The organism is Erwinia sp. AnSW2-5 (assembly GCF_045107195.1).
Classification (GTDB): domain Bacteria; phylum Pseudomonadota; class Gammaproteobacteria; order Enterobacterales; family Enterobacteriaceae; genus Erwinia.
Window position 1 is genome coordinate 1 of sequence record NZ_JBJGXA010000014.1, and the last position, 25,626, is coordinate 25,626.

The 25,626-nt window shown below is 56.7% G+C and carries 25 protein-coding genes; 18 read left to right on the forward strand and 7 right to left on the reverse strand.

The window, feature by feature from the left end:
* Positions 1–196 (forward strand): hypothetical protein (locus tag ACFL9S_RS12165; protein WP_405262169.1); only part of this gene is annotated, 196 nt, incomplete at its 5' end.
* Positions 197–450: 254 nt separating this feature from the next.
* Here ACFL9S_RS12165 and abgT read toward each other — a convergent pair.
* From abgT to ACFL9S_RS12180, 3 genes are all read right to left on the reverse strand, one after another.
* Positions 451–1,974 (reverse strand): p-aminobenzoyl-glutamate transporter, encoded by a 1,524-nt coding sequence (gene abgT / locus ACFL9S_RS12170; RefSeq protein ID WP_405262170.1) that lies wholly within the window; start codon positions 1,972–1,974, stop codon positions 451–453.
* 100 nt (positions 1,975–2,074) lie between these two features.
* Positions 2,075–3,523, reverse strand: a complete 1,449-nt coding sequence (locus ACFL9S_RS12175) for a M20 family metallopeptidase (protein ID WP_405262171.1) — start codon at positions 3,521–3,523, stop codon at positions 2,075–2,077.
* Positions 3,523–4,839 (reverse strand): amidohydrolase, encoded by a 1,317-nt coding sequence (locus tag ACFL9S_RS12180; protein WP_405262172.1) that lies wholly within the window; start codon positions 4,837–4,839, stop codon positions 3,523–3,525. Before ACFL9S_RS12180 ends, ACFL9S_RS12175 begins: the two co-directional genes overlap by 1 nt.
* 129 nt (positions 4,840–4,968) lie before the next feature.
* Between ACFL9S_RS12180 and ACFL9S_RS12185 the strand changes: the two genes are divergently transcribed.
* The 4 genes from ACFL9S_RS12185 to ACFL9S_RS12200 all read left to right on the forward strand — a co-directional run bounded on the left by ACFL9S_RS12185 (position 4,969) and on the right by ACFL9S_RS12200 (position 9,130).
* Positions 4,969–5,883, forward strand: a complete 915-nt coding sequence (locus tag ACFL9S_RS12185; RefSeq protein WP_405262173.1) for a LysR family transcriptional regulator — start codon at positions 4,969–4,971, stop codon at positions 5,881–5,883.
* 109 nt (positions 5,884–5,992) lie between these two features.
* The gene (locus tag ACFL9S_RS12190) at positions 5,993–7,114 is read left to right on the forward strand and encodes a porin (protein ID WP_405262174.1); all 1,122 of its coding nucleotides are present in this window, start codon (positions 5,993–5,995) and stop codon (positions 7,112–7,114) included.
* Between the two features lie 70 nt (positions 7,115–7,184).
* A complete protein-coding gene (locus ACFL9S_RS12195; RefSeq protein WP_405262175.1) occupies positions 7,185–7,682 on the forward strand; it encodes a GNAT family N-acetyltransferase in 498 nt (165 codons plus the stop codon).
* Between the two features lie 320 nt (positions 7,683–8,002).
* Complete coding sequence (locus ACFL9S_RS12200; RefSeq protein ID WP_405262176.1) at positions 8,003–9,130, forward strand: ABC transporter substrate-binding protein; 1,128 nt, start codon at positions 8,003–8,005, stop codon at positions 9,128–9,130.
* A gap of 85 nt (positions 9,131–9,215) precedes the next feature.
* Here ACFL9S_RS12200 and ftnA read toward each other — a convergent pair whose 3' ends face one another.
* Together ftnA and ACFL9S_RS12210 are read right to left on the reverse strand one after the other, a co-directional pair.
* Positions 9,216–9,725, reverse strand: coding sequence for a non-heme ferritin (gene ftnA, locus ACFL9S_RS12205; protein ID WP_405262177.1), 510 nt, complete (start codon positions 9,723–9,725; stop codon positions 9,216–9,218).
* A gap of 394 nt (positions 9,726–10,119) precedes the next feature.
* Complete coding sequence (locus tag ACFL9S_RS12210) at positions 10,120–11,097, reverse strand: sugar-binding transcriptional regulator (protein WP_405262178.1); 978 nt, start codon at positions 11,095–11,097, stop codon at positions 10,120–10,122.
* 197 nt (positions 11,098–11,294) lie between these two features.
* Here ACFL9S_RS12210 and ACFL9S_RS12215 point away from each other — a divergent pair, with 197 nt between their 5' ends.
* The 8 genes from ACFL9S_RS12215 to ACFL9S_RS12250 all read left to right on the forward strand — a co-directional run bounded on the left by ACFL9S_RS12215 (position 11,295) and on the right by ACFL9S_RS12250 (position 16,293).
* Positions 11,295–12,224, forward strand: a complete 930-nt coding sequence (locus ACFL9S_RS12215) for a tagatose-bisphosphate aldolase (RefSeq protein WP_405262179.1) — start codon at positions 11,295–11,297, stop codon at positions 12,222–12,224.
* Complete coding sequence (locus ACFL9S_RS12220) at positions 12,217–12,798, forward strand: AAA family ATPase (protein WP_405262180.1); 582 nt, start codon at positions 12,217–12,219, stop codon at positions 12,796–12,798. Before ACFL9S_RS12215 ends, ACFL9S_RS12220 begins: the two co-directional genes overlap by 8 nt.
* Positions 12,799–13,030: 232 nt before the next feature.
* Positions 13,031–13,474, forward strand: a complete 444-nt coding sequence (locus tag ACFL9S_RS12225) for a PTS sugar transporter subunit IIA (protein WP_133843704.1) — start codon at positions 13,031–13,033, stop codon at positions 13,472–13,474.
* Between the two features lie 83 nt (positions 13,475–13,557).
* A complete protein-coding gene (locus tag ACFL9S_RS12230) occupies positions 13,558–13,857 on the forward strand; it encodes a PTS sugar transporter subunit IIB (protein ID WP_405262181.1) in 300 nt (99 codons plus the stop codon).
* A 48-nt stretch (positions 13,858–13,905) separates the two neighbouring features.
* Positions 13,906–15,171, forward strand: a complete 1,266-nt coding sequence (locus tag ACFL9S_RS12235) for a PTS sugar transporter subunit IIC (RefSeq protein WP_405262182.1) — start codon at positions 13,906–13,908, stop codon at positions 15,169–15,171.
* A gap of 16 nt (positions 15,172–15,187) precedes the next feature.
* Positions 15,188–15,490, forward strand: coding sequence for a hypothetical protein (locus ACFL9S_RS12240; RefSeq protein WP_405262183.1), 303 nt, complete (start codon positions 15,188–15,190; stop codon positions 15,488–15,490).
* A 148-nt stretch (positions 15,491–15,638) separates the two neighbouring features.
* Complete coding sequence (locus tag ACFL9S_RS12245) at positions 15,639–15,836, forward strand: hypothetical protein (RefSeq protein WP_405262184.1); 198 nt, start codon at positions 15,639–15,641, stop codon at positions 15,834–15,836.
* Entirely contained in the window at positions 15,805–16,293 is a 489-nt protein-coding gene (locus ACFL9S_RS12250; RefSeq protein WP_405262185.1) for a hypothetical protein, read from the forward strand. The genes ACFL9S_RS12245 and ACFL9S_RS12250 overlap by 32 nt, the downstream gene beginning before the upstream one ends.
* Before the next feature lie 53 nt (positions 16,294–16,346).
* Here the strand turns inward: ACFL9S_RS12250 and ACFL9S_RS12255 are convergent, their stop codons facing one another.
* Entirely contained in the window at positions 16,347–18,530 is a 2,184-nt protein-coding gene (locus ACFL9S_RS12255; protein WP_405262186.1) for a TonB-dependent siderophore receptor, read from the reverse strand.
* A gap of 455 nt (positions 18,531–18,985) precedes the next feature.
* Between ACFL9S_RS12255 and ACFL9S_RS12260 the strand changes: the two genes are divergently transcribed.
* From ACFL9S_RS12260 to ACFL9S_RS12280, 5 genes are read left to right on the forward strand one after another with little or no spacing between them, the layout of a single operon-like run.
* Positions 18,986–19,831, forward strand: coding sequence for an ABC transporter ATP-binding protein (locus tag ACFL9S_RS12260; RefSeq protein ID WP_405262187.1), 846 nt, complete (start codon positions 18,986–18,988; stop codon positions 19,829–19,831).
* Entirely contained in the window at positions 19,828–20,853 is a 1,026-nt protein-coding gene (locus ACFL9S_RS12265) for a FecCD family ABC transporter permease (protein ID WP_405262188.1), read from the forward strand. Before ACFL9S_RS12260 ends, ACFL9S_RS12265 begins: the two co-directional genes overlap by 4 nt.
* Positions 20,850–21,899: a FecCD family ABC transporter permease gene (locus ACFL9S_RS12270; protein ID WP_405262189.1), complete on the forward strand. Its 1,050-nt coding sequence runs from the start codon at positions 20,850–20,852 to the stop codon at positions 21,897–21,899. Before ACFL9S_RS12265 ends, ACFL9S_RS12270 begins: the two co-directional genes overlap by 4 nt.
* A gap of 40 nt (positions 21,900–21,939) precedes the next feature.
* Positions 21,940–22,896: an ABC transporter substrate-binding protein gene (locus ACFL9S_RS12275; protein WP_405262190.1), complete on the forward strand. Its 957-nt coding sequence runs from the start codon at positions 21,940–21,942 to the stop codon at positions 22,894–22,896.
* A complete protein-coding gene (locus tag ACFL9S_RS12280; RefSeq protein ID WP_405262191.1) occupies positions 22,893–23,786 on the forward strand; it encodes a MurR/RpiR family transcriptional regulator in 894 nt (297 codons plus the stop codon). The genes ACFL9S_RS12275 and ACFL9S_RS12280 overlap by 4 nt, the downstream gene beginning before the upstream one ends.
* Positions 23,787–24,111: 325 nt before the next feature.
* On the opposite strand, the gene ACFL9S_RS12285 is transcribed toward ACFL9S_RS12280, so the two are convergent.
* Positions 24,112–25,554 carry a 6-phospho-beta-glucosidase gene (locus ACFL9S_RS12285; RefSeq protein ID WP_405262192.1) on the reverse strand — a complete coding sequence of 481 codons (1,443 nt, stop codon included), beginning with the start codon at positions 25,552–25,554 and terminating at the stop codon, positions 24,112–24,114.
* Positions 25,555–25,626 lie beyond the last annotated feature (72 nt).

Here is a 25,626-nt window from a genome sequence, read left to right on the forward strand (position 1 = left end):
TGGCCAAAAAGGCGCTTTTGTGTCTGGTTTGTTTTTTGGTATGCCTTTGATTTTTCTTTTGGTATTGACCTTTGAGCGGCAATTAAGCCTCGCCGAAGGAGAGCGGATTTCCAGGACGAGCCAACAGGACGTTGGCGAGAGGGCGTGCCGGGACAGGGATGTCCCGTCACAACCGGTCCGGCCGGAAAGCCGATAGACTGAGGGAACCCGCTGTAAGCGGGCGATGCGCCTGCCGCAAGCCCGGGGTCAAGGGGCAGCGGCGACTGGCTGCCCCTTGTCGCTTCGCCCGCGCAGCGGGAAAGCGAAACGCCCTTAACGTTGACCTTAAGACGTTGACCTTAAGACGTTGACCTTAAGACGTTGATCTTAAGACGTTGATCTTAAGACGTTGACCTGACCTTTCGGGGTGACCGAAAAAGAAGGTCACCCCCTACACCCGCATGCATCCCCTTACGGCAGCGCCGGATACACCCCCGGCCCAATCGGCAGACCCAGCGCATACCACGCCAGCAGCAGCACAATCCACACGGCAAAAAACACCAGCGGATACGGCATAATCAGCGTGTAATAGGTGCCGAGCTGGGCGTCTTTACGGTAGCGCTGCAAGAAACCGAGGAACAGCGGCAGGAACGGCGACATTGGCGACAGCGGGAGGACGGCGGAGTCGGCGATGCGGAAAATCATCTGGGCGAAAGCCGGGTGAAAGCCGAGCAGCATAAACATCGGCACGAAAATCGGCGCGAGGATCGACCAGATAGCCGAACCGCTGGCGATAAACATGCAGAGAAACGCCGACAGGAACATCAGCCCGATAAACGCCGGCGCCCCGGTCATCGACATCTGTTCCAGCACATCCGTCAGCCCCACCGCCATAAACGTGCCCATGTTGCTCCAGTTAAACATCGCCACAAACTGGGCGAGGGGGAACACCATCACGATAAATCCGGCCATGCTTTTCATCGGTTCAATCAGCAGGGCAGGCACATCGTCCGGGCGGGTGATCTGCTTGGTTGCCACGCCGTAGGTAATCGCCACCACAAAGAAGAACAGAATAATCAGCGGCACGATGCCCTGAATAAACGGCGACGGGATGATCGAGCCGCTGCCCGGATTGCGCAGCATTGCCCCTTCCGGCACCACCATCAGCGCCACCAGACCGATAAACACCACCGCAGCCAGCGCGCTCATCAGCAGACCACGGTTCTGCAACGGCGTCAGGCTGGCGAGCTTCTCTTCGCTGCTGCCCTGCCAGGCGGGCAGGCGCGGCTCCACAAATTTATCCGTCAGCAATCCACCTGCGAAGGTCAGCACTATCACCGAGCTGGCCATAAAGAACCAGTTATCGATCACGCTGACGTGAACGGTATCGCTCACCGCTTTGGCCGCCTCGCTGCTGATGCCCGAGAGCAGCACATCGGTAGTCACAATCAGCAGGTTGGCGGTAAAGCCGGAAGCCACCCCGGCAATCGCGGCGAGCAGCCCGGCGACCGGATGGCGACCGACGGCAATAAACATCAGAGCGCCCAGCGGCGGCATCACCACCAGCGCGGCATCCGACGAGATATGGCTGAAGAAGGCGATAAACAGCACCATATAGCTGGCGTAGCGGGCGCTGACAAACGACGCCATCTTATTCATCAGCGCCTGCAACAGCCCGGTCCGTTCTGCCAGCCCGGCACCGATCATCAGCGCGAGGATCGAACCCAGCGGGGCAAAGCCGCTGAAGTTTTTAATGATATTCGGCAGGATCCACTGGATCCCCGCCACGCTCAACAGGTTTTTGACCTCGACCATTTTGCCGCTGGCCGGGTTTTTCACCGCCACGCCGAACCAGGAGAGCAGCGCGGTGGATATCATCAGCACCGCGATCAGATAAACAAATAACAGAAACGGATTGGGTATTTTGTTGCCGATACGTTCAATCCAGTGAAAGATCTTTCCGGGGCTTTTGTTCGCTGCTGTTGTCTCGCTCATTGATTAACCCTATTGCCTTGTCGTCGTTATGGTGTTGTTTGCGTGTTATTTTTTTAACGGGGCCGGGATCGAGCCAGGCCTCCGGGAACGTCGAATATCGTTACGCCAGCGGCGTGGGTGTAACCCCTGGCGGAATAGGGCAGTGGTAAGGCTGTCTGGCCCGCTGCTGACGGAATTCCTGCTGCGCCTGATCCAGGACATCGGCGTCGCTGAATAACGCCAGCGCGGTTGCCGCCAGGGTTTTACCTGCAAGACACATGCCTTTATGGGCAATCGGGGTGCGGCCCTGGGCCACGAGCTGCCAGCTGTGCAGCGCGGTGCCGAAGGCGAAGCAGGGGGTAAAGCACTGTGCGGTGGGGGCTACCCAGCTGACATCGCCGACGTCGGTGGAGCCGTACAGCACTTCATCGCTGGCGCAATAAGGCGCAACGCTCTCCGTCAGCACGCGATCGCCCAGTTCCTCTGCCCAGGCGTGACCTGCTGCGCCCCCGGTACGCGCGGCATTCAGCCGGGCGTTACGCAGATCGTCGGCGGTCAGCGTCTGGCGGATCTCGCTGGCAAACTGGCGTTCTTCGGAGGTGTAATCGGGCAATCCGAAGTGGGTGAGCTGGCGGTACATCAGCTGTTCCAGCACCCGGTTGGGTTGATAGTTGGAGCAGGCTTTTTCAAAGCGCACGCGCATTTGCGTGCCGGTCATCAGCGCGGCGCCACGGGCAATATCGCTCACCCGCTGGTAAATATCTTCCAGCTGATCAAGCTGCGGCGCCCGCACCAGATACAGCACTTCCGCTTCGGCCTGCACGACATTCGGGGAGCTGCCCCCGCTGTTGGTCACCGCATAGTGCAGCCGCGCTTCAGGAATAATGTGTTCGCGCAGGAAGTTAGCGCCAGTGTTCATCAGGGTGACGGCATCCAGCGCGCTGCGTCCGAGGTGCGGGGCATTGGCCGCGTGAGCGGCGACGCCGCTGAAGTGAAACGCCGCCTGGATATTGGCAAGGGTGGCGGTATTAAACATGCCGCTGAACCCCTCCGGGTGCCAGGTCAGCGCGGCATCCACGTCGTCGAACAGCCCTTCACGCACCATAAAGGTTTTACCGGAACCGCCTTCTTCGCCGGGGCAGCCGTAAAAGCGGAGGGTGCCCGCGCTACCGTGTTGTTGCAGCCAGGCTTTTACCGCACAGGCCGCCGCCAGCGCCGCGGTGCCCAGCAGATTGTGGCCGCAGCCGTGGCCATTGCCGTCCGTGACCAGCGGCGTGCGCGTGCTGCATCCCGCCTGCTGGCTCAGCCCGGCCAGCGCGTCATATTCCCCCAGCAGGGCGATCACCGGCTGGCCGCTGCCGTAGCTGGCGATAAACGCCGTCTCAATGCCGCCCGCCGCCTGTTGAATGCGGAACCCTTCCTGCTCCAGCGCCCCGGCAAGCAGCCCGGCGGCGAAGGTTTCGCTAAAGCGCGTTTCCGGCTGGTCCCAGATGGCATCGCTTAACGCACTGAAGCGCGCCTGATGCTGGTCGATGTAGTGCGCCACAAAGTCATTCATTGCCTGGTTCATCACGCCTCCGGCTCGAATTCAGCAATATTGAGCGCAATCGCTGCGAGGGTTTTCACCGCCACGGCTATCACCTGCTCGTTGAAGTCGAATTTTTCGTTATGGTGCCCGGCACTCAGTTCAGTGCCGAAAATGATGTAGGAGGCCTGCCCGCCGTGCTGCTTGACGCGCTCCATCATGTAGGTGGCATCTTCCGATCCGGCCGCTACGCCGCGCTTGTCGACTCGCGAGGTCAGTTCAGGAATGTGCCGCGCCTGGTGGCGGATATAACGCACCCACGGCGCGGTGGGCTGGCTGCTGCGCGCTGCGCCCATCAGCGTGACCTGATGCGCCACGCCGTACATTTCTGCCGCCCCTTTCAGGACTTGTAACGCACGCTGGTAGATAAAGTCGTTGATTTCATTGGTTGCGCCACGGGTTTCCACCTTCATCATCGCGCGGTCAGCGACGACGTTACGCCCGGTGCCCGCCTGCAAGACGCCGACGTTAACGCGGGCGCTGCCGCCGCTGTGCTGAGTCAGTGTGTGCAGCCCCAGCGTGGCCTGCGCGGCAGCCAGCAGCGCGTTGCTGCCCTCTTCGGGGCGTGCGCCTGCATGGGCGGCATTACCACGGAAGCTGACGTCGAGCTTGGTGGTCGCCATAAAGTTATCGCTGCCGCACACCAGTTCACCCGCCGGAACGCCGGTGCCGATATGGATGGCGGTAAAGAAGTCGACGTCATCAACCACGCCTGCTTCGACCATCGATTTTGCGCCGCGCGTGCCTTCCTCAGCGGGCTGGAAAATCAGCTTAATGGTGCCGCTCAGTTCGGCTTCGAACTGCTTCAGCACCTGCGCCAGGCCCAGGCCAATAGTGGTGTGACCGTCGTGGCCGCAGGCGTGCATCATGCCCGCATTAACGGAGCCAAAGCCCTCAGCGTGCGGGCGGTGCTCTGCGGTCTGATTTTCAATCACGTCCAGCGCATCCATATCCACGCGGAATGCCATCACCGGGCCGGGACGGCCGGTCGCCAGCGTGGCGACAATCGCGCAGAATCCGCCGGAGAAGTGCGGCAGCCACTCGGGCAGCGCACCCTGTTCCAGCGCGCGCTGTTCGTGCTGTGCCAGCACCTCTGGCGCAGGCAGGCCCATGCGCGCGTCGGCCTTCACCACCTCTTTACCCAGCTGGAGCTGATAGCCAAGGCGATGCAGTTCAGCCGCCACAAGGGTGGCGGTGCGGAACTCCAGCCAGCCGGATTCGGCAAATTTATGCAGGTCACGTCGCCGCTCCTGAAGACGTGGCGCAATCTCTTTCACAAAGTCAGCAATAGCCTGGTGCATGGTTCATCCTTCTGATTGGGCATCATGATTTCAGTGTTATCACTTTCTGTTCTACACAATGGAATCTGGCGGCAGAAGATGCCAATATCTTATGACTGATAACCAATGGTTATCACATAAGGAAAACCTATGCCTGCCTCCATCAAGTTGCACCAGCTACGCGCCTTTGTTGACGTTGCCCGTCACGGCAGCATTCGCGCTGCCAGCCGCGTCGCCGGATTGTCACAGCCCGCGCTGACTAAATCGATTCAGGAGCTGGAAGAGGTGCTCGGTGCCCGGCTGTTTATCCGGCGCAGCCAGGGCGTGGCACTCACCGATATTGGTGATAACTTTTTCCAGCATGCGAGCCTGGTGATTGAAGAGCTGCGCGTTGCGCAGGAGGACATTCAGCAGCGGCTGGGGCTGGCCGGTGGCACGGTGAATATCGGTGTAGGCGGCAGTATTGCCCGCACGCTGATGCCGCAGGTGATCACCCAGTTTCGTCGCCAGTTTCCGAATGTGAAGATCCGCATTGTGGAGGGGCAACTGGTTTCGATGATCCCTGAGCTGCGGCAGGGCGAGCTGGATTTCACCATCAACACGTCTTATCCCGGCCATCTGGACAGCGAGCTGAGCTATGAACGGCTGATGGAGCGCGAGTATCGCGTGGTGGTGCGCAAAGGGCACCCGTGCGAGCACGTTCAATCGCTGGCGGAATTGCAGCACTGCGACTGGACGATGCCAACGCCACGCGGCAGCTACTATCGTCTGCTGCATGATCTGCTGCACGATATGGGCATGGCCCCGGCGATCAGCGTCACCTGTGAAACCTTTATGGCCTGTACCAGCCTGATCGCGCAGAGTGATTTTGTCAGTATTCTCTCCAGCGATGTGATTGGCGATCCGATCCTCGGCAACCAGCTGGTGGCGCTGAATATTAAAGAGGTGCTGCCCAATGCCACGTTCTATTTAATCCAGCGGAAGGACAGCACGTTGACGCCGATGGGGGCCGAGCTGGCGCGCTTATTTCGTCTTTATTGCGGTGACTCACAAAAAGAGAATTAAACACCGCACATCCCACTAAAACGCACGAGGAAAAAACATCATTTATTGATGATATCGCCTGGCAGAACGGCTGGCTGTGGTTTGGTGGGGCGATAAGGTGATATTCAGGATGCAAAAAACAGGGAAGGCATTGGCGGTCGTGATGCTGGTTGTGGTTTCATCTTCGGCCAGTGCGACCATCACCGTGCTGGAAAAAAACACCCTCACAGATCCGTGGTTAGCCCCGCTGAGCCTGGGCGTCAGCGGCAGTGTTCGCCCGGAGTTTATCTGGCATAGGGGGGAGGATAATCACGCCGGGCATGACGGCGGTACACGCTTTCGTTTCAGTGCGGATTACCTGCTCAGGCCCGGCACGTCAATCATCGGTTTCTACTCGCTGGGCGTGGATACCGCCCATGCGCTGGGCCTGAAACACCATTACGATCATGACCGGAGCTGGGATCGGCAGCGTAAGCTGTTTGGCGGCATTAAAGATGATCGCTACGGCACGCTGACCTTTGGCCACCAGTACAGCGTTTATTACGACACCATCGGGGGAAAAAGCGATGTCTGGGGTAATGATGGCAATGCCAGCGCTAACTGGATTGGCGTCGGGGGGGATTATGATGGGGGGGAGCGGCCGCGTAACAGCCTGAAATATAAAAATACTTTTGGTGACCTGACGCTTTATGCGAGTTATCTGCTGCCGCAGGATGAGCTGGTGCTGGATAACAGCCAGTATTACCGGCGTAAGCGCGGTGGCGGAATAGGTTTTGATTATCGGCTGGCAAAAGACCTCACCATGAGCGCCAGCTGGAATCAGACCAACGCGACGGTGCGGGGAGCGGGCGCGACACAACGTCATTATCGTCAGGCGTTTAGCGGCGCCGCGATGACCTGGACGCCGGGCAACTGGTATCTGGTGAGTACCGCCACGATGTATCGCCACTATGTTCCTGCTGTCCCCCCGCAGAGTACCGACGACTATTTCGCGCGACACGGTTACGGACTGGAAGCTTTTGCCGGTTACACCTTCCCGATCAACAAACCTTATCTGCACAGCGTTCAGCCCTATTTTGCTGTCGATACGCTGCGTTTGCAGGGGAATGAACATTATCATGCCAACCACAGCTATCTGGGGATTTACACGCAGCTGGCTTACGGTTTTTCCGTCTATCTGGAACAAACATTTACCGCCACGACGGCGAATGATCCGAACGTGACGTCGTTGTCGATTTACTACGATTTTTAATTCGCCAACGTATTAGTAAAAGCGATAGATTAAACTCCTGCCGAACGATCTTAAACCAGCGGAGCCACGTATGATGCCCAGCGAGCTTGTCACTATCCAGCGCTACCGACCTGAATACCAGCCCGGTGTTGTGCAGTTGATCCTGCCGATCCAGAATGAGGAGTTCGGTATTGCCATTACGGCAGCGCAGCAGCCGGATCTCAGCGATATCGGGAATTTTTACCAGCAGGGCAACGGCGATTTCTGGCTGGCGCAGATTGGCGATCGCGTGGTGGGCTGTATTGGCCTGAAGGATATTGGTCAGCAGCAAACGGCGCTGCGTAAGATGTTTGTCGCCGCACCGTATCGCGGCCGGGAGTGGGGTGTGGCTTCGGCATTGCTCAATACGCTGCTGATGTTTGCGCGTCATCGGGGCGTGGACAGTATCTTCCTTGGCACCACCGCGAAGTTTATTGCGGCGCATCGTTTTTACGAGAAAAACGGCTTCAGAGACATCCCCCGGACGGATCTGCCGGTGAGTTTCCCGGTGATGACGGTGGATACGAAGTTCTACCGTTTTACTTTCTGACCAGCAACGCTGGTCCATGTCGACACCCAAACTGAAAACAACTCAGGACGCGTAGGGGCGGCCCTTCTGTTTCGGTCCGCCCGTTGGGTGCACATCATCAGCACGGGGCGATCGGAAAAGATGATCGCCCCCTACATCAGATCGAGATGCCGCGGAGGTTTTAACATCCACAGCGAGCAACGCTTCTGCGGGGATCCCTCTGTGGCCGACCTCCTCAGGCGAAATTTTCTGACATATATTGTAATAACCCCGGCCGCGTCGTAGCATTCCCCAGCTCAATTGAGATTGAGAATAATTATTATTCCTCTGTGGAGAGTGTTATGACGTTCTGGGGTAAAGCAGTGATCCTGGCGGGTGGCTTGCTAGCGTCAGCCAGTCTGCTGGCTGCACCGTTTGTGGTGGAAGATGTCAGCGGCCGTAAGGTCGAAATCAAATCTGAAGTAAAACGCGTGATCCTCGGTGAAGGGCGGCAGATTTATCTGCTGGCGGCCTTTGATACCGATGCGCCTTTCCAGCGTGTAGTGGGATGGCGTGACGATCTGCCGAAAGCTGATTTTGACAGCTATCAGATCTACGCCAAAAAATACCCGTCCATTACCGCTCTGCCGACCTTTGGCGGCGCGAAAGATGGCACTTTTAACGTTGAGCAGGCGCTGACGCTGAAGCCCGATCTGGTGCTGATGAACCTGGAATCGAAAGCCGCCACCGATGAATCTAAACTGACGGAAAAACTCAACAAGCTGGGTATTCCGGTGGTGTTTATCGATTTCCGCGAAAAGCCGTTTGAGAACGCGGTGAAAAGCATCCGCATTATGGGGCAACTGGTCGGTAAACCGGAACGTGCGGAAGAGATCATCGCTTTCCGCCAGAAGCAGATCGATATCGTTATCGATCGCCTGAAGAACTATCAGGGTCCGCGCCCGAAAGTGATGCTGGACCGCGCTGGGGGCTATACGGAAGAGTGTTGCATGTCCTTCGGCGACGAGAACTTCGGCCGTATGGTGGAAGTGGCAGGGGGAACGAATATTGCTAAAGGGCTGATCCCTGGCACCTTCGGCACGCTCAACCCGGAGCAGATTATCGCTTCACGCCCGGATGTGGTGGTGGTGACCGGCGCGAACTGGAAAAACTACAACACGGCCGGTGGCTGGGTGGGCGTGGGACCTGGCGCGGATCTGGCGCTGGCGACCCAGCGGTTAACCGCCCTGATGGCGCGTCCGGCCTTCCGTACGTTGCCGGTGGCTACCAACGGCAATGCGCACGCTATCTGGCATCAGTTCTACGACAGTCCTTATCAGTTTGTCGCCATTCAGATGCTGGCAAAATGGCTGCATCCTGAGCTGTTTAAAGATATCGACCCGGATGCCACATTCCGGGAGTTCCATCAGCGCTTCCTGCCGATCGATTATCAGCCGGGTTACTGGGTGACCCTGAAACCGGCTCAGTAAGGCAAAAAAAAAGCGAACCGCAAAGGGTTCGCTTTTTTTCATCACCCGCCGCTGGCGGCCGGTTATCTCACAAGGAGAGCGATCATTAACCCTGGTGCGCGCCTGGCTCACTCAGTTTCTGCAAATCTTTATCGACGAAGAACAGTGCCTGACCGCTGTTACCCACCAGTGCCAGTTTATCCAGTACAGATTTGAACAGCTTCTCTTCTTCGTGCTGCTCAGACACATACCACTGCAGGAAGTTAAAGGTGGAGTAGTCCTGGGTGGTCATGGCTGAGTGCGCCAGTTCGTTGATTTTAGCGGTGATCAGCTGCTCGTGCTGATAAGCCTGCTCCAGCACTTCGTACAGGGAGTTGAAGGTCACCGGTGGGGCTTCAATGGTGCCCAGAACCGGCATTGCGCCCGTGTCGCTCAGGTAGTTGAACAGACGCTGCATGTGCTGCATCTCTTCCGCAGAGTGCTCACGCATAAACGCAGCAGCACCTTCAAAACCTTTGTCATTGCACCATGCGCTCATCTGCAGGTACAGGTTGGCAGAATAGAATTCCAGATTCAGCTGATCGTTCAACTGAGCGGTCATTTCGTTAGTCAGCATGGTGACTCCTTAACATTATATTTTGCGATTTATTACTCTTAATAATTCATGTTACAGGGACAGAGTGAATGTTTCTGTAACGTGAAGTATAACGAGTAAACAGGTGATTTCTGCGCATTATGCACGCAGACTGATAAAATAAAAACCGTTTTATATAGCATAGGCTAATTTTATTGAAATCACCTAAAGGTATGATTGGTAAGTGATAATCATTCCATTGTGAATATAAATGGTTCTGTTTTATAAATGATTATGATAACCATTCCTATTAGAATATAAAGGGGATTAATACTGCGGAATGAGAATTAATCCGTATTGGGTTGTTTCTTATAAGGCGTTATTTTTACTGCGAATGAGCTGCCTTTATCCGCTGAGGATAAAGGCAGTTTTGTATTTACTGCGGATCGGTGACCAGACGGTCGAGGATGGCCTGCGCGGTTTTAATATCGGTGACCAGCGCGTTGATCATGCCGGAACGTACCGCACCAATAATCCCGGCGGCTTTCTCTGCCGTGGCCGCCACGCCGATGCATAACGGTGTCTGACGAAGCTGGTCCGGTGATGCCGCAATCATCCGCTGCTCGCCCTCCCAGTGCAGCACTTCCCCCTGTTCGGTGACGTAGTGGCGGAGTACATCGCCTGCCGCATGGCTGAGCGCCTGCTCATCGGGGGTGGCGGTGCTGGTTTCGCTGGGGTGGGGCGCATGATGCGTCAAGCCGACGCCGACGATTGCCACGTCCAGATCGTCCCACAGCGAGGTAATTTGCTGCACGCCCGGATCGCAGAGAAACGCATCACGCAGCACTGGCGACGAGATATAGGGCGCGTGCAGGAAATGCGGCGTACCTTCCATCTGTTCTGCGGCCTGGCGCACAAATTCGTTAATCTGAAAATGCGCTGCTGCCTGCTGCATACCGCCGTTAAGTGCCACCGTCATCACCCCCGGCAGGCGCGGCAGGCCGGATAACGTCACTTCACGTACCGCCCGTCCCCAGCCGATGCCCACCACCGAACCGCTGACCAGATCGGCCTGCTGAAGCAGCGATGCCAGCGGCGCATTCAGGGCGCTGAGCACATTGCCGGGCGGAGATTCCACCACGGCGGCGGTTTTTAACCCCAGCCGGGCAATCAGATCCGCCGTGATCTCCTCAGGGGACGTCAGCTCAATCACCTCTATCCGTACAATCCCCGCCGCGCGCGCTTTGGTCAGCAGACGCGAGATCGTGGCGGTGGACACGCCCAGTTTTTTAGCGATATCGACCTGCGACATATCGGACTGATAGTGCAGCTTCGCCACCATATGCATCATTGCCCGCGTGGTGGCGGGATCTTGTAAAAGTGGCTCTTTCAGGGTTGTAATTCCTTTCTGCAATGTATTACACTCACTTCATCGGTTGGAGAATTATTGCTCAACATCCGCAAAATTGCAACGTGCACAGGTGGCTGAAACCCCTGACAGGACTGGAGATTCACCGGCAACAGCCCGGCGTCGTGCACACAGGCTAAAGGTAACTTTCGGGTCGTCTACGACGGCTTTTTACCCTGTAATCTGTATAGGAGTTCACCCTAATGTCACACATGTCCACTTCTGAACTGCGCGGTTATCAGCAAATTTGCGGCAGCAACGGCGCGATGCTGGTGATTGCCTGCGACCAGCGCGGTGCGATGCGTTCGCTGTTAAGCGCCGATCCTGACCAGCAAAAAGCCATTTCCGAGCGGCAGCTCGGTGGTATCAAGGCGGACATCACCCGCTATCTTGCCAGCCAGGCGTCCTGCGTGCTGGTGGATGCCGTCTGTGCCGTACCGGATCTGGTCGATGACGGGATTATCAATCGCGATACCGCCTTGCTGATTGGCCTGGATGCCTCCGGTTTCGATACTACCCCGGAAGGCTATCGCAACTCGCGTCTGGTGGAGGGCATCAGCGCCCGCCGCGTGCGCGAACTGGGGGCTAACGGCGGTAAAATTATGGTCTATTTACGCGCCGACCGCCCGGAGGCAAATCAACATAATCTCGATATTTTGCGTCACTGCATCGAAGATTTCGCCCGCGAAGATCTGTTACTGGTGGTGGAATTCCTCACCTATCCCCTGCCGGAAGAGCCGGACGAAGCCTATAAAAGCCGCGTGCCGTCACTGATCTATCAGGGCACCAAACTGTCGCTGGAGCTGGGTGCCAAAGTGCTGAAGATCCCGTATCCTGGATCCGCTAAAGCCTGTGCCGATATCACTGAGCTTGCCGGAGATGTGCCCTGGGCCGTACTCTCGGCGGGGGTTGATCATACAACCTTCCTGACCCAGGTGGCGGATGCCATGAGCAACGGCGCTTCCGGCGTGATTGCCGGGCGTGCATTGTGGAAAGACTGCATCTCGCTGGATCATCGTATCACCCGTGAAAAACTGGAAACGCTGGCGATCCCACGTTTGCGTGAAATTCAGGCGGTGATAGGTAAGTACTTCCATGCCCGTACCCCAGAGGAAAAAACCAGCCATGCCTGAGCAGCCCGTTTTGCAGCACTCTGCCCCCCGGACCCAGGGTAAACGCCTGGTGATGGTGAACGGCGTACCCGCCTCGGGAAAAAGCCATATCGCCACCCGTCTGGCGACGGAAACCGGCTGGCCGCTGCTGACGCTGGATCAGATTAAAGAACCGTTTATGCGTCAGATTGAAGGTATTGACCGCCCGATGAACCGTAAGCTGGGTATTGCTGCTTATCAGGTGATCTGGTCGATTATTGCCGCTGCCCCGGCAGGTAACACCTTTATTGTTGATGCGTGGTTTGGCTTCCAGCCTAAAGCGGATCTGGCAGGGTTTATCGAGGCGGCAGGCATTGATCGCGTTGCGGAAATCTGGTGCCAGATCCCCGGTGAGATGGCCGCGCAGCGTTACAGCAGCAGACTGGGCGCACGGTTACCGGGACATCCGGGAGCGGAATACGTGGCAGAGCTGCAACAACTGGCCGATCGCGCCGAACCGATGCAACTCGGGCCGGTATGGGTTGCCGATCAACGCAGCGAGATTGACTTCAACGGGTTAATTCACTGGACGCAGGAGATCGTGAATCAGGCTTAGTTAATTTATTCTCCTCTGCCAAAAATAAACAGGATTAATCCTGAATATGAATGGCGTATTAAATAAAGAGTGTTACCACTGGTGTAATTAACCAGGGCGAAGCTATGGTTTCTGATTTAATTAACTGATATTTAATAGTTTATTATTAAATAAGTCATATTGATCACGTTTTTATCATTCTGCGGAAAGTATAGTGAATTAACTTGCTGAATAATGAACAGGGCGATGATGTATGTTAACCGACTGGATTAATGACAGTAACCTGAAACTGTTAACGCATACGGATAACTGGCGTAAAGCCGTTGAGATTGCATTGCAACCGATGATCGATAATGGTGCAGTACAACCCCGATACCTTAATGCTATTTATGATATGCATGAACAGATTGGTCCCTATTATGTTCTGGGCGAAGGTATTGCGATGCCCCATGCCCGGCCAGAAGAAGGGGTGAATCATACGGCACTCTCCTTATTAATTATTTCTGAGGGTGTGAACTTTGGCAGTGAAGATAACGATCCGGTGTATGTGATATTTGCACTGGCCGCTATCGACAGCCACTCGCATATTGAAATGATCGCCAGCCTGTCGCAGCTTTTTTGCCAGGACGGCGTGGTCGAACAGTTAAGGCAGGCACGGGATAAGTCAGCGGTACTGAACATTCTCCAGCAGTTCTGAACCGCCGTCAGGGCTGGGATGCCCGTCATCATACCCGCAGTCAGAGGTCGCGGACTTACAGACACTTAATTAAGGTATGCCTGATGAAAAAATTATCTATTCTGGCTGTATGCGGTGCCGGGCTGGGCAGCAGTTTTGCCTGTGAAATGAGTATTGAAGCGGCACTGAAAGATCTGGGTGTGGATGCCGACTTATCTCACTGTGATATTTCCAGCGCGACCTCATCGCGTGCCGATATTATCATGACCGGCGAAAATTTCCGTTCGCAGTTTCAGCATTACACCATCAGTTCCACCATTATTTATCTTAAGCGCCTGGTGGATAAGAACGAAATAAAACTAAAATTAGAGCCAATTCTTAAAGAAAAAGGCTACCTTATTTAATTTGTGTTTTTTTTAAATCCGATTAAATCCAATAAGCAGGGGAGTTCTATGTCTTTCCTTACCTTTATTGTCCATGATGTTCTGGGGCAGGCGTCTATCCTGATCTCGTTAATTGCCATGATTGGCCTGATTGCGCTGAGAAAAAGCCCAGGACAGGTGATCACCGGAACATTAAAAACGTTGCTGGGTTTCTTAGTGTTGCTGTCTGGCGCCAGTATTATTGTTGCCACATTAACCTTCCTCGGCGATATCTTCCAGAAAGGCTTTAATATGCGCGGCGTGGTGACCGATGTCGGTTCCATTGCCGGTATCGCGCAGCAAACCCTCGGGCGTGAAACGGCACTGATTATGGTGGTCGCCTTTGTGGTGAATATCCTGATCGCCCGTCTGACACGCTACAAATATATCTTCCTTACCGGGCAGGCCTCGCTGTGGATGGCAACCGTCTGCTCGGTGATTGGTTATATGGGCGGGATGCGCGGCGTGGAGCTGATCCTGATCGGTGGTGGGATTGCCGGGGTGATGGCGGTGCTGATGCCCGCGATTGCCCAGCCGATCGTGCGTAAGATCACCGGCGGTGATGATATTGCCCTCGGCCACTTCTGCACCATCGGGTATATGGTGCAGGCGGGCGTGGCAAAAGTGACCGGCGATGTCAGCAAAAGCACCGAAGATGTGGAGTTGCCGCAGGCGCTGTCGTTCCTGCAAGACACCTATCTGTCGATGATGGTGGTGATGATCCCGATCTACCTGATCCCGGCGATCGCCGCAGGCCCGGAGGTGGTGGCTGCTTCCTCTAATGGCGTGAACTATCTGGTCTATGCCTTCCTGCAAGCGATCCAGTTTGTGGTGGGTGTCTATGTGCTGCTGGCGGGGGTGCGCCTGCTGCTGGCTGAAATTGTTCCGGCGTTTCGCGGGATTGCGCTGCGCATCGTGCCGGATGCGGTGCCCGCACTCGACTGCCCGGTGCTGTTCCCCTATGCGCCTAACGCGGTGATCATCGGCTTTATCTCAACCACCATAGGTGCGGTGATCGGCATGTTCCTATTCCCGTGGGTCGGGCTGGCGATGATCCTGCCGGGCATGCTGACCAACTTCTTTGCCGGAGGCACCGCCGGGATCTTTGCTAACGCCGTGGGCGGGCGACGCGGTGCGGTGATTGGCGGGGTGTTCCACGGGCTGTTTATCACGCTGCTGCCCGCGCTGTTACTGCCGCTGCTCGGCCAGTATGGCTTCCAGAACGTGACCTTCAGCGACTCCGATGTGATCGGCGTCGGGCTGGTGTTCGGCCATATCCTTAACTTCTTCCACTAATTTATCAGGAGGTTTTATGGACGCGATTGACAAGATCTTACGGCAGGAATTACCGGCGAAAGCCTGTGCGGAGGCGTTAAATGAGCTGGGTAAGCAGTTTATGGCGCAGCAGGACAGCGACAGTGCCATTCAGTGCTGGGAGCAGAGTATGGCCAGCTACGGAAAACCGGGGTTTGCCCAGGCCCAGCTGATGAAGGCTTACAACGCAAAGCGACGCGCCTGTTCCCAGGCCGGTGACGGCAACGGTGTAGAGCTTTACTCGGAGAAAATCGACGGGCTGATGCAGCAGAGTAAGGACGCAATCCGCTACGGTTTTTGATGGCCAGTTAAAGGCGGGGAAGGGCAGCGCGCTGGGGGTTATCCACGGCGCGCGGTAACCATTCTTTGTTGTACTTCCATTCAAGCGCAGGCTCTTTTAACCCATCAGCACTATGATATACTTGGTCGATAAGTGAACAGGAGGCAATATGAAAAATACCCCCGTTAATGCCGAGAATCTTTCAAGCCTGTTAGTTAAAGCGCGCAAAGCAGGCACTGTGCACATTGAAGGGAGCTCATATGAGGAGCGCCGTGCACAGTTCGTGAAAGACGTATTAGGGATAGACGAAGCACGTCAGGTTGAAGGAAGCAGCCATGGCCAGAAAAGTAAAAATTTCGTGCGTTGAGACTAGCCGATTATTTCAAAAAATCAGTGAAGAGTATGGTTTTACCAGCGAAGTTGTCCTGTCTTATTTCCAGGACATTGATGACCTTCAGCAGCTTTGGGAAAAGCAGCAAGAAGTGTGGGTTTATACCCAGGACGAACAATTTCGTTATGGCTGGATAAAAGAGTCACACTTAAAAGGGGATGGCTCTCTGGTTCCGCTGTATATCGGTTTACATCATACCCGGGTACTTGACGACAGAGAGGAACAGGATCCACTGCTTGTGGTGACGTTTGAAACACGTGAAGGGCTGGCCGATCCCGTACTTGTCATTCTCACTATGGTTGACCATGCAGACATGTTTGGTGAACTGGGTGCAGCGAAGCACAATCCCCAACAGATGTACTACATCCATAAAAAGTTAGATGATTTAATCCAGGGTGACCTCCCAAAAGGCACAAGCCTGCATGAACCCTGAATGTTCTTTTTTGCTGAAAAGGGGCGACCACCCAACGGTCGCCCCTTTCGCTATCAGAAATCCATCTTCACGGTGAACTGCACTTCACGCGGGTCGCCAATCTGGTTGGACAGATTGTTGGTGGCAATAGATGAGGTGTAGTAGGTCTTGTCGAACAGGTTTTTCACGTTAACCTGCAAGGTCACCGGGTTCTGCGTTTTGATCTTATACGACGCAAACGCATCCGCCACCGCGTAGCCCTGTAGCGAGTAGTCTTCGCCGTTGTTACCGGAGCGACGGCTAACCGCATGGCCCCCGCCGCCAACGGTCAGCGTATTGCCGCCAATCACGTTGTGGAAGTCATAAGTCAGGAACAGTGAACCGGTGTGACGCGGCACGTTAGGCAGCATCTTGCCCTGGTAATCCGGGTCTTCCATCACTTTGGCATCGGTATAGCCGTAGCTGGCAATCACATTGACGTTCTGCGTCAGCGCCCCCGCTACATCCACTTCTACCCCACGCGAACGCACTTTCCCGGCGGTTTTCGCCACGCTTTCGCCGTTGACCGTATCGGTGTACAGCACGTGGCTCTTATCGATATTGAACAGCGCCACGTTGGCGGTCACGCCGCTGAACAGGTCAAATTTGGCGCCCACTTCATAAGCGGTCGCGGTTTCTGGCGGCAGCTCACCAATGTAGCTGGCGATCGAATACTGCGGCATAAACGAACGCGAAACGTTGCCGAAGAACGAGACGTTCGGCGTGGCTTTGTACACCAGACCAAATTTCGGTACCCACGCGCTGTCGCGGCTGTCGGTGTTCACATTGAACGGGCGGCCCTTACCGGCATATTCGGTAAAGGTGGTGTAACGCATGGCGCTGACCGCAATCCACTTATCGGTCAGGTACAGCGAGTCCTGCACGTAACCCGAGTAGCTCACCTGCTGGATGGTCTGGTCGCTGTCGGAGGCCGATACCGTGGTGCATTTGCCGGTGGTGCCGTAAGACGGGCTGTAAATATTGAAATCTTTCACGTTCTTACAGCGGATCATATCGGTGCGCAGCAGATCGTAGTTCTCATACGACAGCCCGGTGAGGATCTCGTTATAGAAACCGCCGATCACCACATCGCCCTGCAAATCGAAGCGCGCAGAGTGCTGGCGCTGAGTGGATCCCTGCGTGGCATCGACACGACGCGTCAGGTTGCCGGTGGTGGAATCATAGGCCATCACGCGCGCCTGGTTATCGTTGTATTTGTCCTGGCTGAAGCTGTAGTCGAACTTCGCCGTCCACTGGTTATTGATGCGGTACTCGGTATTCAACTGCGCCAGATCCGACTCGCCGTCGGTGATGTTCCAGGCTTCATCGAAACGGGTTTCGCGACTCACATTCACCGCATGGCCGGTATTCAAATCGAAAATAGTGCCACGGTCGAACGGCGTGCTGTAGTTGCGGTGTGAGTAAGCGACGGTCACGGTGGCATCATCGCCAAACCAGGTCAGAGACGGGGCAATAAAGCTACTGCGCTCTTTGCCGAAGTTACGCCAGTAATCTTCATGCTGATAGGAGCCGATCAGGCGGTAAGCGAGATTCGTGCCGTCAATCGGACCGGTGACATCCACGCTGCCCGTGCCGCCGCCAAAGCTGGTGGAGGTGGCCTGAATCGAGCCGCCGAAGGTTTTTTCCGGGCGTTTGGTGATCACATTGATCATGCCGCCAGGGTCGAGAATACCGTACAGCGTCGAGGCCGGGCCTTTCAGCACTTCTACGCGATCGGTCGCGGCGTTAAAGCTGCGCGGCAGCACGGTTTTCAGGCCGTTGGTCATCACCGAGCCATCACGGTTGCTGCCAAAACCACGGCGTACAAACGCATCCTGAGTGCCGCCGAGGGTGTTGGTCTGAACCACGTTACTGACGTTGTTCAGCACGTCATCCAGCGTGGTGGCGTGCTGATCTTCAATCACCCGGTCGCTGACGGTGTTCACCACCTGCGGAATATCCAGCAGCGGCATGGTGGTTAGCGTGGCGGTGGAAGAATTCAGCGGCTGATAGCCGGAGGTCATTGGCTTATCGGCATCGGCCACGTTGGCTTCGACGGTCAGCGTGCCGTTATCGCTGCTGTCGGCATCATTTTTTTTCACGCTGCTGGCTGGCGTGTCTGCTGCTATCGCTGCCGGCGTTGTCAGCACCCCGATAAAGAGCATTGAAAACAGTACGCGCCCTTTTTTTCCCAGAAAAGAAGGTGATAATTCAGTCATTTATTGTGTTTTCCGCAAGCTTTCTCATTCTCTGTTGAATGAGACGTGGTGTGTTGTTTTCATTGCCCGATGGGTTGCGTCACGCGCAGTCCTGTCCGTTAAACCCCGTCGCCGTGGCTCAGACATGTAATTGAGAATCATTCAAACATGCCGTTATGTAGTAGTAAATGCAAAAATCATCAAAAAAACACACAAGCCGATTACCGATGAATTGTCACATCCGTATTGCGGGTATTATTTTTTAATTAATTGATAAATATAGTCATTAATTTTATTGCAATCGCCTGTTGATGCCCCGGATAAGCGGATGTTGCGCTGTGGGTATGCGACCTTTTATTTCTTGACTACTACAGTCTTTCTACGCATGATCGAGAAAACGAATGAGATTTATTTTTATTTAAGACTTACGCGCGCGCTGGCCCGGTTGCTACGCCGTTGCGGTGCAGGAGCGGCAGATGCCACAGCGGGTGGAAAAGACAGCAGGCGCACTCCCGGCGCCCGCACAACAGGGTATTGTCCTCGACAGACTCTCTGCCGGTTATGGCAAAAAAATCATTGTTGACGGTGTCAGCCTGACCATCGAACACGGCAAAATGACCGTACTGGTCGGCGCGAACGGCTCCGGGAAATCCACATTACTGACCACCATTGCCCGTATGCTGGCGCCCCTCGATGGCTGCGTGCGGCTCGACGGTAAAATCATCCACGATCAGCCCACTAAAGCGGTGGCCCGCCAGCTGGGCATGCTGCCGCAATCGCCGCTGTTGCCGGATGGATTAACCGTATTTGAACTGGTGTCACGCGGGCGCTATCCCTGGCAGAATTTCATGCGCCAGTGGTCAAGCGAAGATGAAGAGGCGGTGTACGATGCGCTGCGTCTGACCGGCACGCTGGAGTTTGCCCATCTGCCCGTCGACAGTCTCTCCGGCGGCCAGCGCCAGCGCTGCTGGATTGCGATGGCGCTGGCCCAGCAAACCGCCACCATCCTGCTGGATGAACCGACCACCTTCCTCGATCTGCGCTATCAGGTCGACATTCTTGAACTGCTGCACGACCTGACGCGGCTGCATGGCCGCACCGTGGTGGTGGTGCTGCACGACCTGAACTTTGCGGTGAACTACGCCGATACGCTGGTATTTCTGCGTCAGGGACGATTACAGGGGGTGATCCGCGAAGGTGAGCACTGTACGCCCGCGCTGATCAAAGAGGTGTTTGATGTTGAGGTCCAGATGTCGGTAAACCCGCTGACCGGAAAACCCTTCTTTATGCCGTTCCGTGCGCCGCGTGATCACGCCGGATGAGTGACTTTGCTGCGGCAGTCCGCCGTCGCCACGCCCGTTCTGGTGTGGCACTGATCATCCTGCTGCTGACCCTGCTGGGCTGTGCGCTGATCCACCTTGGGCTGGGGGCGCGCTATATCGGCCCCGGCACGGTATTGCAGGCGCTGCTGGAATTTAACCCGCGTAACTTTGACCATAAGGTGATTGTTGACCTGCGCTTGTTGCGGCTGGTGGCTGCGCTGCTGACCGGCGCGGTGCTGGGTGTGGCCGGGGTTCTGCTTCAGGCGGTGATCCGCAACCCGCTGGGTGAGCCACATATCCTCGGGCTGAATGCCGGGGCGGCGCTGGCGGTGGTGATCGCCTCGGCGCTCGGCAGTCAGTGGGACGGGTGGCTGTTGGGTCGCCCGTTGATTGCGGCCGGGGGCGGGGGCGCGTTGTTTGCGCTGGTGATGCTGTTGGCCTCCGCCGGACGCAGCGGGCTGACTCCGATGAAAGTCACCCTGTGCGGCGTGGCGATCTCCTCTTTTGCCTCGTCGGTCACGGCGGCGATCCTGATCCTTGATGAACAAACGCTGCTGGAAATGCGCACCTGGCTGGCGGGCGATCTCGCCGGGTTAAGCTGGGCGGTGACCCGCGCTGCTGCGCTGCCGGGTGCGGTGGGAATGGTGCTGGCGATGTTTATTGCCCCGCGTTTGAATGTGCTGGCGCTGGGGGATGTGATTGCCAGCGGGCTGGGGGTGAATATTGCCCGCACCCGGCTGCTGGGGCTGATTGCCACCGCGCTGCTGTGCGGCGCGGCGGTGTCGGTGGCCGGGCCGATTGGCTTTATTGGCCTGGTGGTGCCACATATTGTGCGGCGGCTGATCACCGACGATATACGCCTGGCGATCCCGCTGTCGGCCCTGTGCGGCGCGTTGCTGCTGCTGCTGGCGGATATCGCCGCGCGCACGCTGATTGCGCCTCAGGAACTGGCAACCGGTGTGATGACCGCGCTGGTCGGTGCGCCGGTGTTTATCTGCATCGCGTCGAGGTTTTTTAAATGAAAATGTGGCTGCAACGGGTAGGCTATCGCCGCTGGCAGTGGGGCGACTATAGCCTGCTGGTGCGCCCGCGTGCGCTGGCCTGTGCGGCGATCCTGGCGGTGCTGGCGCTGGCGCTGGTGATGTTCGGCGTGACCCAGGGATCGCTGCCCGTCCCGGCATCGGCCATTGGCCGGGCGCTGTTTGCACCGTCGTTGCCGTCACAGCAGGACTACATTGTCTGGGATATTCGTTTGCCGCGCCTGCTGATGGCCGCCCTGAGTGGGGCGATGCTGGGGATGGCGGGGGCCGCGATGCAATCCATTACCCGCAACGGGCTGGCCGATCCGGGGCTGATCGGGGTGAAAGAGGGCACCAGCGCCGTGGTATTGACGCTGATCCTGTTGTTCCCGTCGCTCGGCCTGCTGTGGCGTCCGCTGGCGGGGATGGCGGGCGGGCTGCTGGTGGCGCTGCTGGTGGTGGCACTGGCGCGGGATTTCTCGCGCCCGCGTTTTATTCTGATCGGCATCGGCGTGTCCTGGGCTTTTTCGGCCGGGATCGGAGTGTTTATGACCACCGCCGACGTGCGCGATGTGCAGACGGCGCTGGTGTGGATGGCGGGCAGCCTGCACGCCGCCACCTGGTCACTGCTGGCCGTTGCCGCCTGCTGGGCGCTGCCGGGTGCGCTGATCCTGTTTCTCACTGCCCGTGCGTCTGATGTGGCGCTGCTCGGTAATCAGGCCGCCAGCGGGCTGGGCGTGCGTCTACAGCATCTGGCGTTGATCCGCTTTGCTGCTCCGGTTTTACTGACGGCAGCCTGCGTCTCCTGCGTGGGTAGCCTGGGGTTTGTCGGGCTGATCGCTCCGCATATGGCGCGTTTTCTGCTGCGTGGCGGCCAGGTGGCGCTGCTCAGCGGCAGCGCGCTGATCGGGGCGCTGTTGGTGCTGGTAACCGACACCATCGGGCGGCTGGCATTTGCCCCGCTGCAAATTCCGGCGGGCATTGTGATCGCCCTGGTAGGCGGGCCGTTTTTCCTGCTGTTGCTCTGGCGCCGTCGTGATGCGCTGTAATCCGGGCGAGGCATGCCTCGCCCCTACTAAAGGAACTGCTATGCGTTTGCTCTTTTCTCTGCTGCTGCTGATCGGGGCTGCCGCCAGTGCGGCCGTGCCCACGCAGTCGTTTACCGACGATCTGGGGCGCACCGTGCTGGTGCCGCTGCATCCGAAACGCATCGTGTCGCTGCACGATCTGGATATCACCATTCCACTGATTGAGCTGGGCGTGCCGCCCGTCGCCAGCCACGGACGCACGCGGCCGGACGGCAGCCATTTTCTGCGTTCGAGCGGTTTGCTCACCGGGGTGGATTTCGATAACTCGGCTATTCAGTTTATCGGCACCGCCGATATGGATATCGAAGCGATTGCGGCGGCGAAGCCGGATCTGATTATCACTGAGCCAGGCCGTAATATGGCGGTGGAGCAGCTGGAGAAAATCGCCCCAACGGTCAGTATTGACCATCTGAAAGGGGGCGCGCCGCGTATCTACAGCAAGCTGGCGCAGCTGACCGGCAGACAGGCACAGCTGGCGATTCTGGAGCGCCGCTATCAGGAGCAGATCAGACAGCTCAAATATGTGGTGGATACGCAACACATCACCGTCTCCGTGCTACAGGCGAACAACGGCAAGCTGACGGTACACCGTAGCTATCATTCGCTGGGGCGGGTATTGCGTGATGCGGGTTTTCGTTTTCCCCCTCTGGTGGATGCGATCCCGGAGGGTGGCAGGGTGGACATCAGTGCGGAGCGCCTGCCCGAGCTGGATGCAGACTACATATTCGATACCTGGCGTGCAGACACCGGGGGGAAACCCGCTGATGAAATTGCCGATATGAATCGGGTGATGCCGGGGTTCTGTGATTTTTTACGCGCCTGCCGTGAAGGGCATTACATTTTATTGTCACGTGATGAAGTGATTTCAAACTCTTATGCCTCGCTGGGCTTGCTGGTCGCGCAGGTTCAGTCGCATCTTTCCGGGCGTACGCTGCCGGAAAAAGCGGGGCAGCCATGAGTGTGTCCACCGGGCGCAGACGCGTGGATCTTTACGGCGAACGCTTCAAGGCGCGGGCAAGCCAGCTGTCGCCCCGGCTGTATGCTGTCGCCAGCTATATCAATGAACACCGGCATGTGGTGCTTGAGCACACCGCGATGGAGATTGCAGCCGCCACGCAAAGCTCCGATGCGACGGTGATCCGTGCCATTCAGGCGCTGGGCTTCGCGGGTTTGCGCGATGTGAAACTGACCATTGAAGGTTTTCTCGGGCCGGGAATTAACTCGGCAGAGAAGATGAATACCACGGTGAGCGCGCTCTCCTGCGATATCAATGCCAGCATAGATTTTGTGATCGAGGGGCATCAGCGTGCCTGCGACGCGTTAAGCGAACCGCAAAACCGGCTGGCGATGGCGCAGGCGGTGGCCTTACTGGCAGAAGCGCAGCAGGTGGCGATTTTTGGTATTGGTGCGTCTGGGGTGCTGGCCGAGTACACCGCGAGATTATTAACGCGTATCGGTACGCCTGCCTGTGTACTCAACCGCACGGGTATTCTGCTGGCAGAACAGTTACTGGAGATGAAGCGCGGGGATGTGTTGATCATGATGGGGCAGAAGTCGGCGCATCGTGAAGGACTGACTACGCTGGCCGAGGCGCGGCGGTTGGGGATCCCGGTCATATTACTGACTAATGCGCCGGATTCACGCTTCAGCCGTGAGGCACAGACGATCATTACCGTGCCGCGCGGCGGGGAAAACGGAAAGGTTGCGCTGCATGGCACCGTGCTGCTGTGCCTGGAAATGCTGGTGATGTCGGTGGCTTCCACCGCCCCGCAAAAAACCATGAAGTCGATGAAGCGGATCCAGGATCTGCATCGGTCGATTGGTAAATCGGGGGGGAAGAAGGGCTAAAATAACTGGCTGTAGCTCAGGGGATCGGTGCGCGTTATGGGCAGAACGTCGGGACGCCGTAAACCCCTCCCTGGGGGCTCCAGCTGCCGCATCCATGCGGCAGAGGCCCGACTAACCTGTCCCATAACGCTCACCTTAACCAACATTGGCGTCGCGGTTGAAATTCTTAACAGCAACACCGGAACGTCAATGCCATCGGGGTTATCCGGGTTAGCGGACCGTTGAGCGCAGGGATGCGCGAACACGAGCCCCCAGGGATGGGTTTACGGCGAGTCCGCGTTCCGGATAACCCCGATAAGGCTTTCACCAGACTTGCCGCAATCCGTTACAGATCCGCACCGTTGCTGCTGATCACCTGCTTATACCAGTCGAAGCTTTTCTTCTTCGAACGCGCCATCGTGCCGGTACCGTCATCGTTTTTATCCACATGGATAAAGCCATAACGTTTGTTGTACTGGCCGGTGGTGAAGGACACGCAGTCGATGCAGCCCCACGGCGTGTAACCCATCAGATCCACGCCATCTTCCAGTACCGCAATCTTCATCTGCTCGATATGCGCCTGCAAATACGCAATGCGGTAGTCATCGTTGATCTGACCGTCAGCTTCAACGGTATCGTAGGCACCAAAGCCGTTCTCAACGATAAACATTGGCTTCTGATAGCGTTCCCAGAAGGCATTCAGCGTGTAGCGCAGGCCCACCGGGTCAATCTGCCAGCCCCAGTCGGAGGCTTTCACATGCGGGTTCGGGCGGCTGCCTGGGAAGCCTTCGATATGACGGCCGTCATCGCTGTCCTTCGCAGAGAACTGCACCGCATTACTCATGTAGTAGCTGAAACCCAGATAGTCGGCACAGCCGTCACGCAGCGCCTGCTCATCGCCCGGCTGCATCTCAATCTGGTAACCCTTACGCTCCCACTCTTTCAGAATGTACGACGGGTAGTAACCGCGCAGATGCACATCACCGAACAGATAGCGCTCACGCATCGATTCCTGCGCGAACATCACATCATCCGGGTGGCATGACCACGGATAGAGCGGCACAATCGCCAGCATGCAGCCGATCTGCAAGTTCGGGTTGATCTCGTGACCCAGTTTCACCACCTGCGCACTGGCCACAAACTGGTGATGCAGAACCTGGTACATCGCCTGCTCAGGCTTCTCGTGGTCGTTGAAAATCACCCCGGAGTTACAGTAGCCGAACAGTGGATAACGCCAGTTACGCTGGTTATTGATCTCGTTAAAGGTCATCCAGTATTTCACTTTGTGCTGATAGCGCTTCAGTACCACTTCGCTGTAACGTACAAAGAAATCCACCACTTTACGGTTCAGCCAGCCGCCGTACTCTTTCACCAGATGCTCAGGCATCTCGAAGTGGGAGAGGGTGATCACCGGTTCAATATTGTATTTCAGCAGTTCATCAAACAGGTCGTCGTAGAACTGTAAGCCCGCTTCATTTGGCTCCAGCTCGTCGCCTTTTGGGAAGATGCGCGTCCAGGCAATCGAGGTGCGGAAACACTTAAAGCCCATCTCGGCAAACAGCGCGATATCGTCTTTGTAGCGATGGTAGAAATCCACCGCCAGGTGATTCGGGTAGTGATGCGCCGGGTCAATGCCATCGGTGATCACGCGGTCCACGCCGTGCGCGCCGCCGGATAACACATCCACAATACTCGGGCCTTTACCGCCCTGGTCCCAACCGCCTTCAACCTGGTGTGCCGCAACCGCGCCACCCCATAAAAAATCTTTTGGTAATTGCTGCTCTGACATAATCCATCCTTTCTGGTGAGATTAACAACGTCTTAATAATGCGGGCGAGGCATGCCTCGCCCCTACGAAATC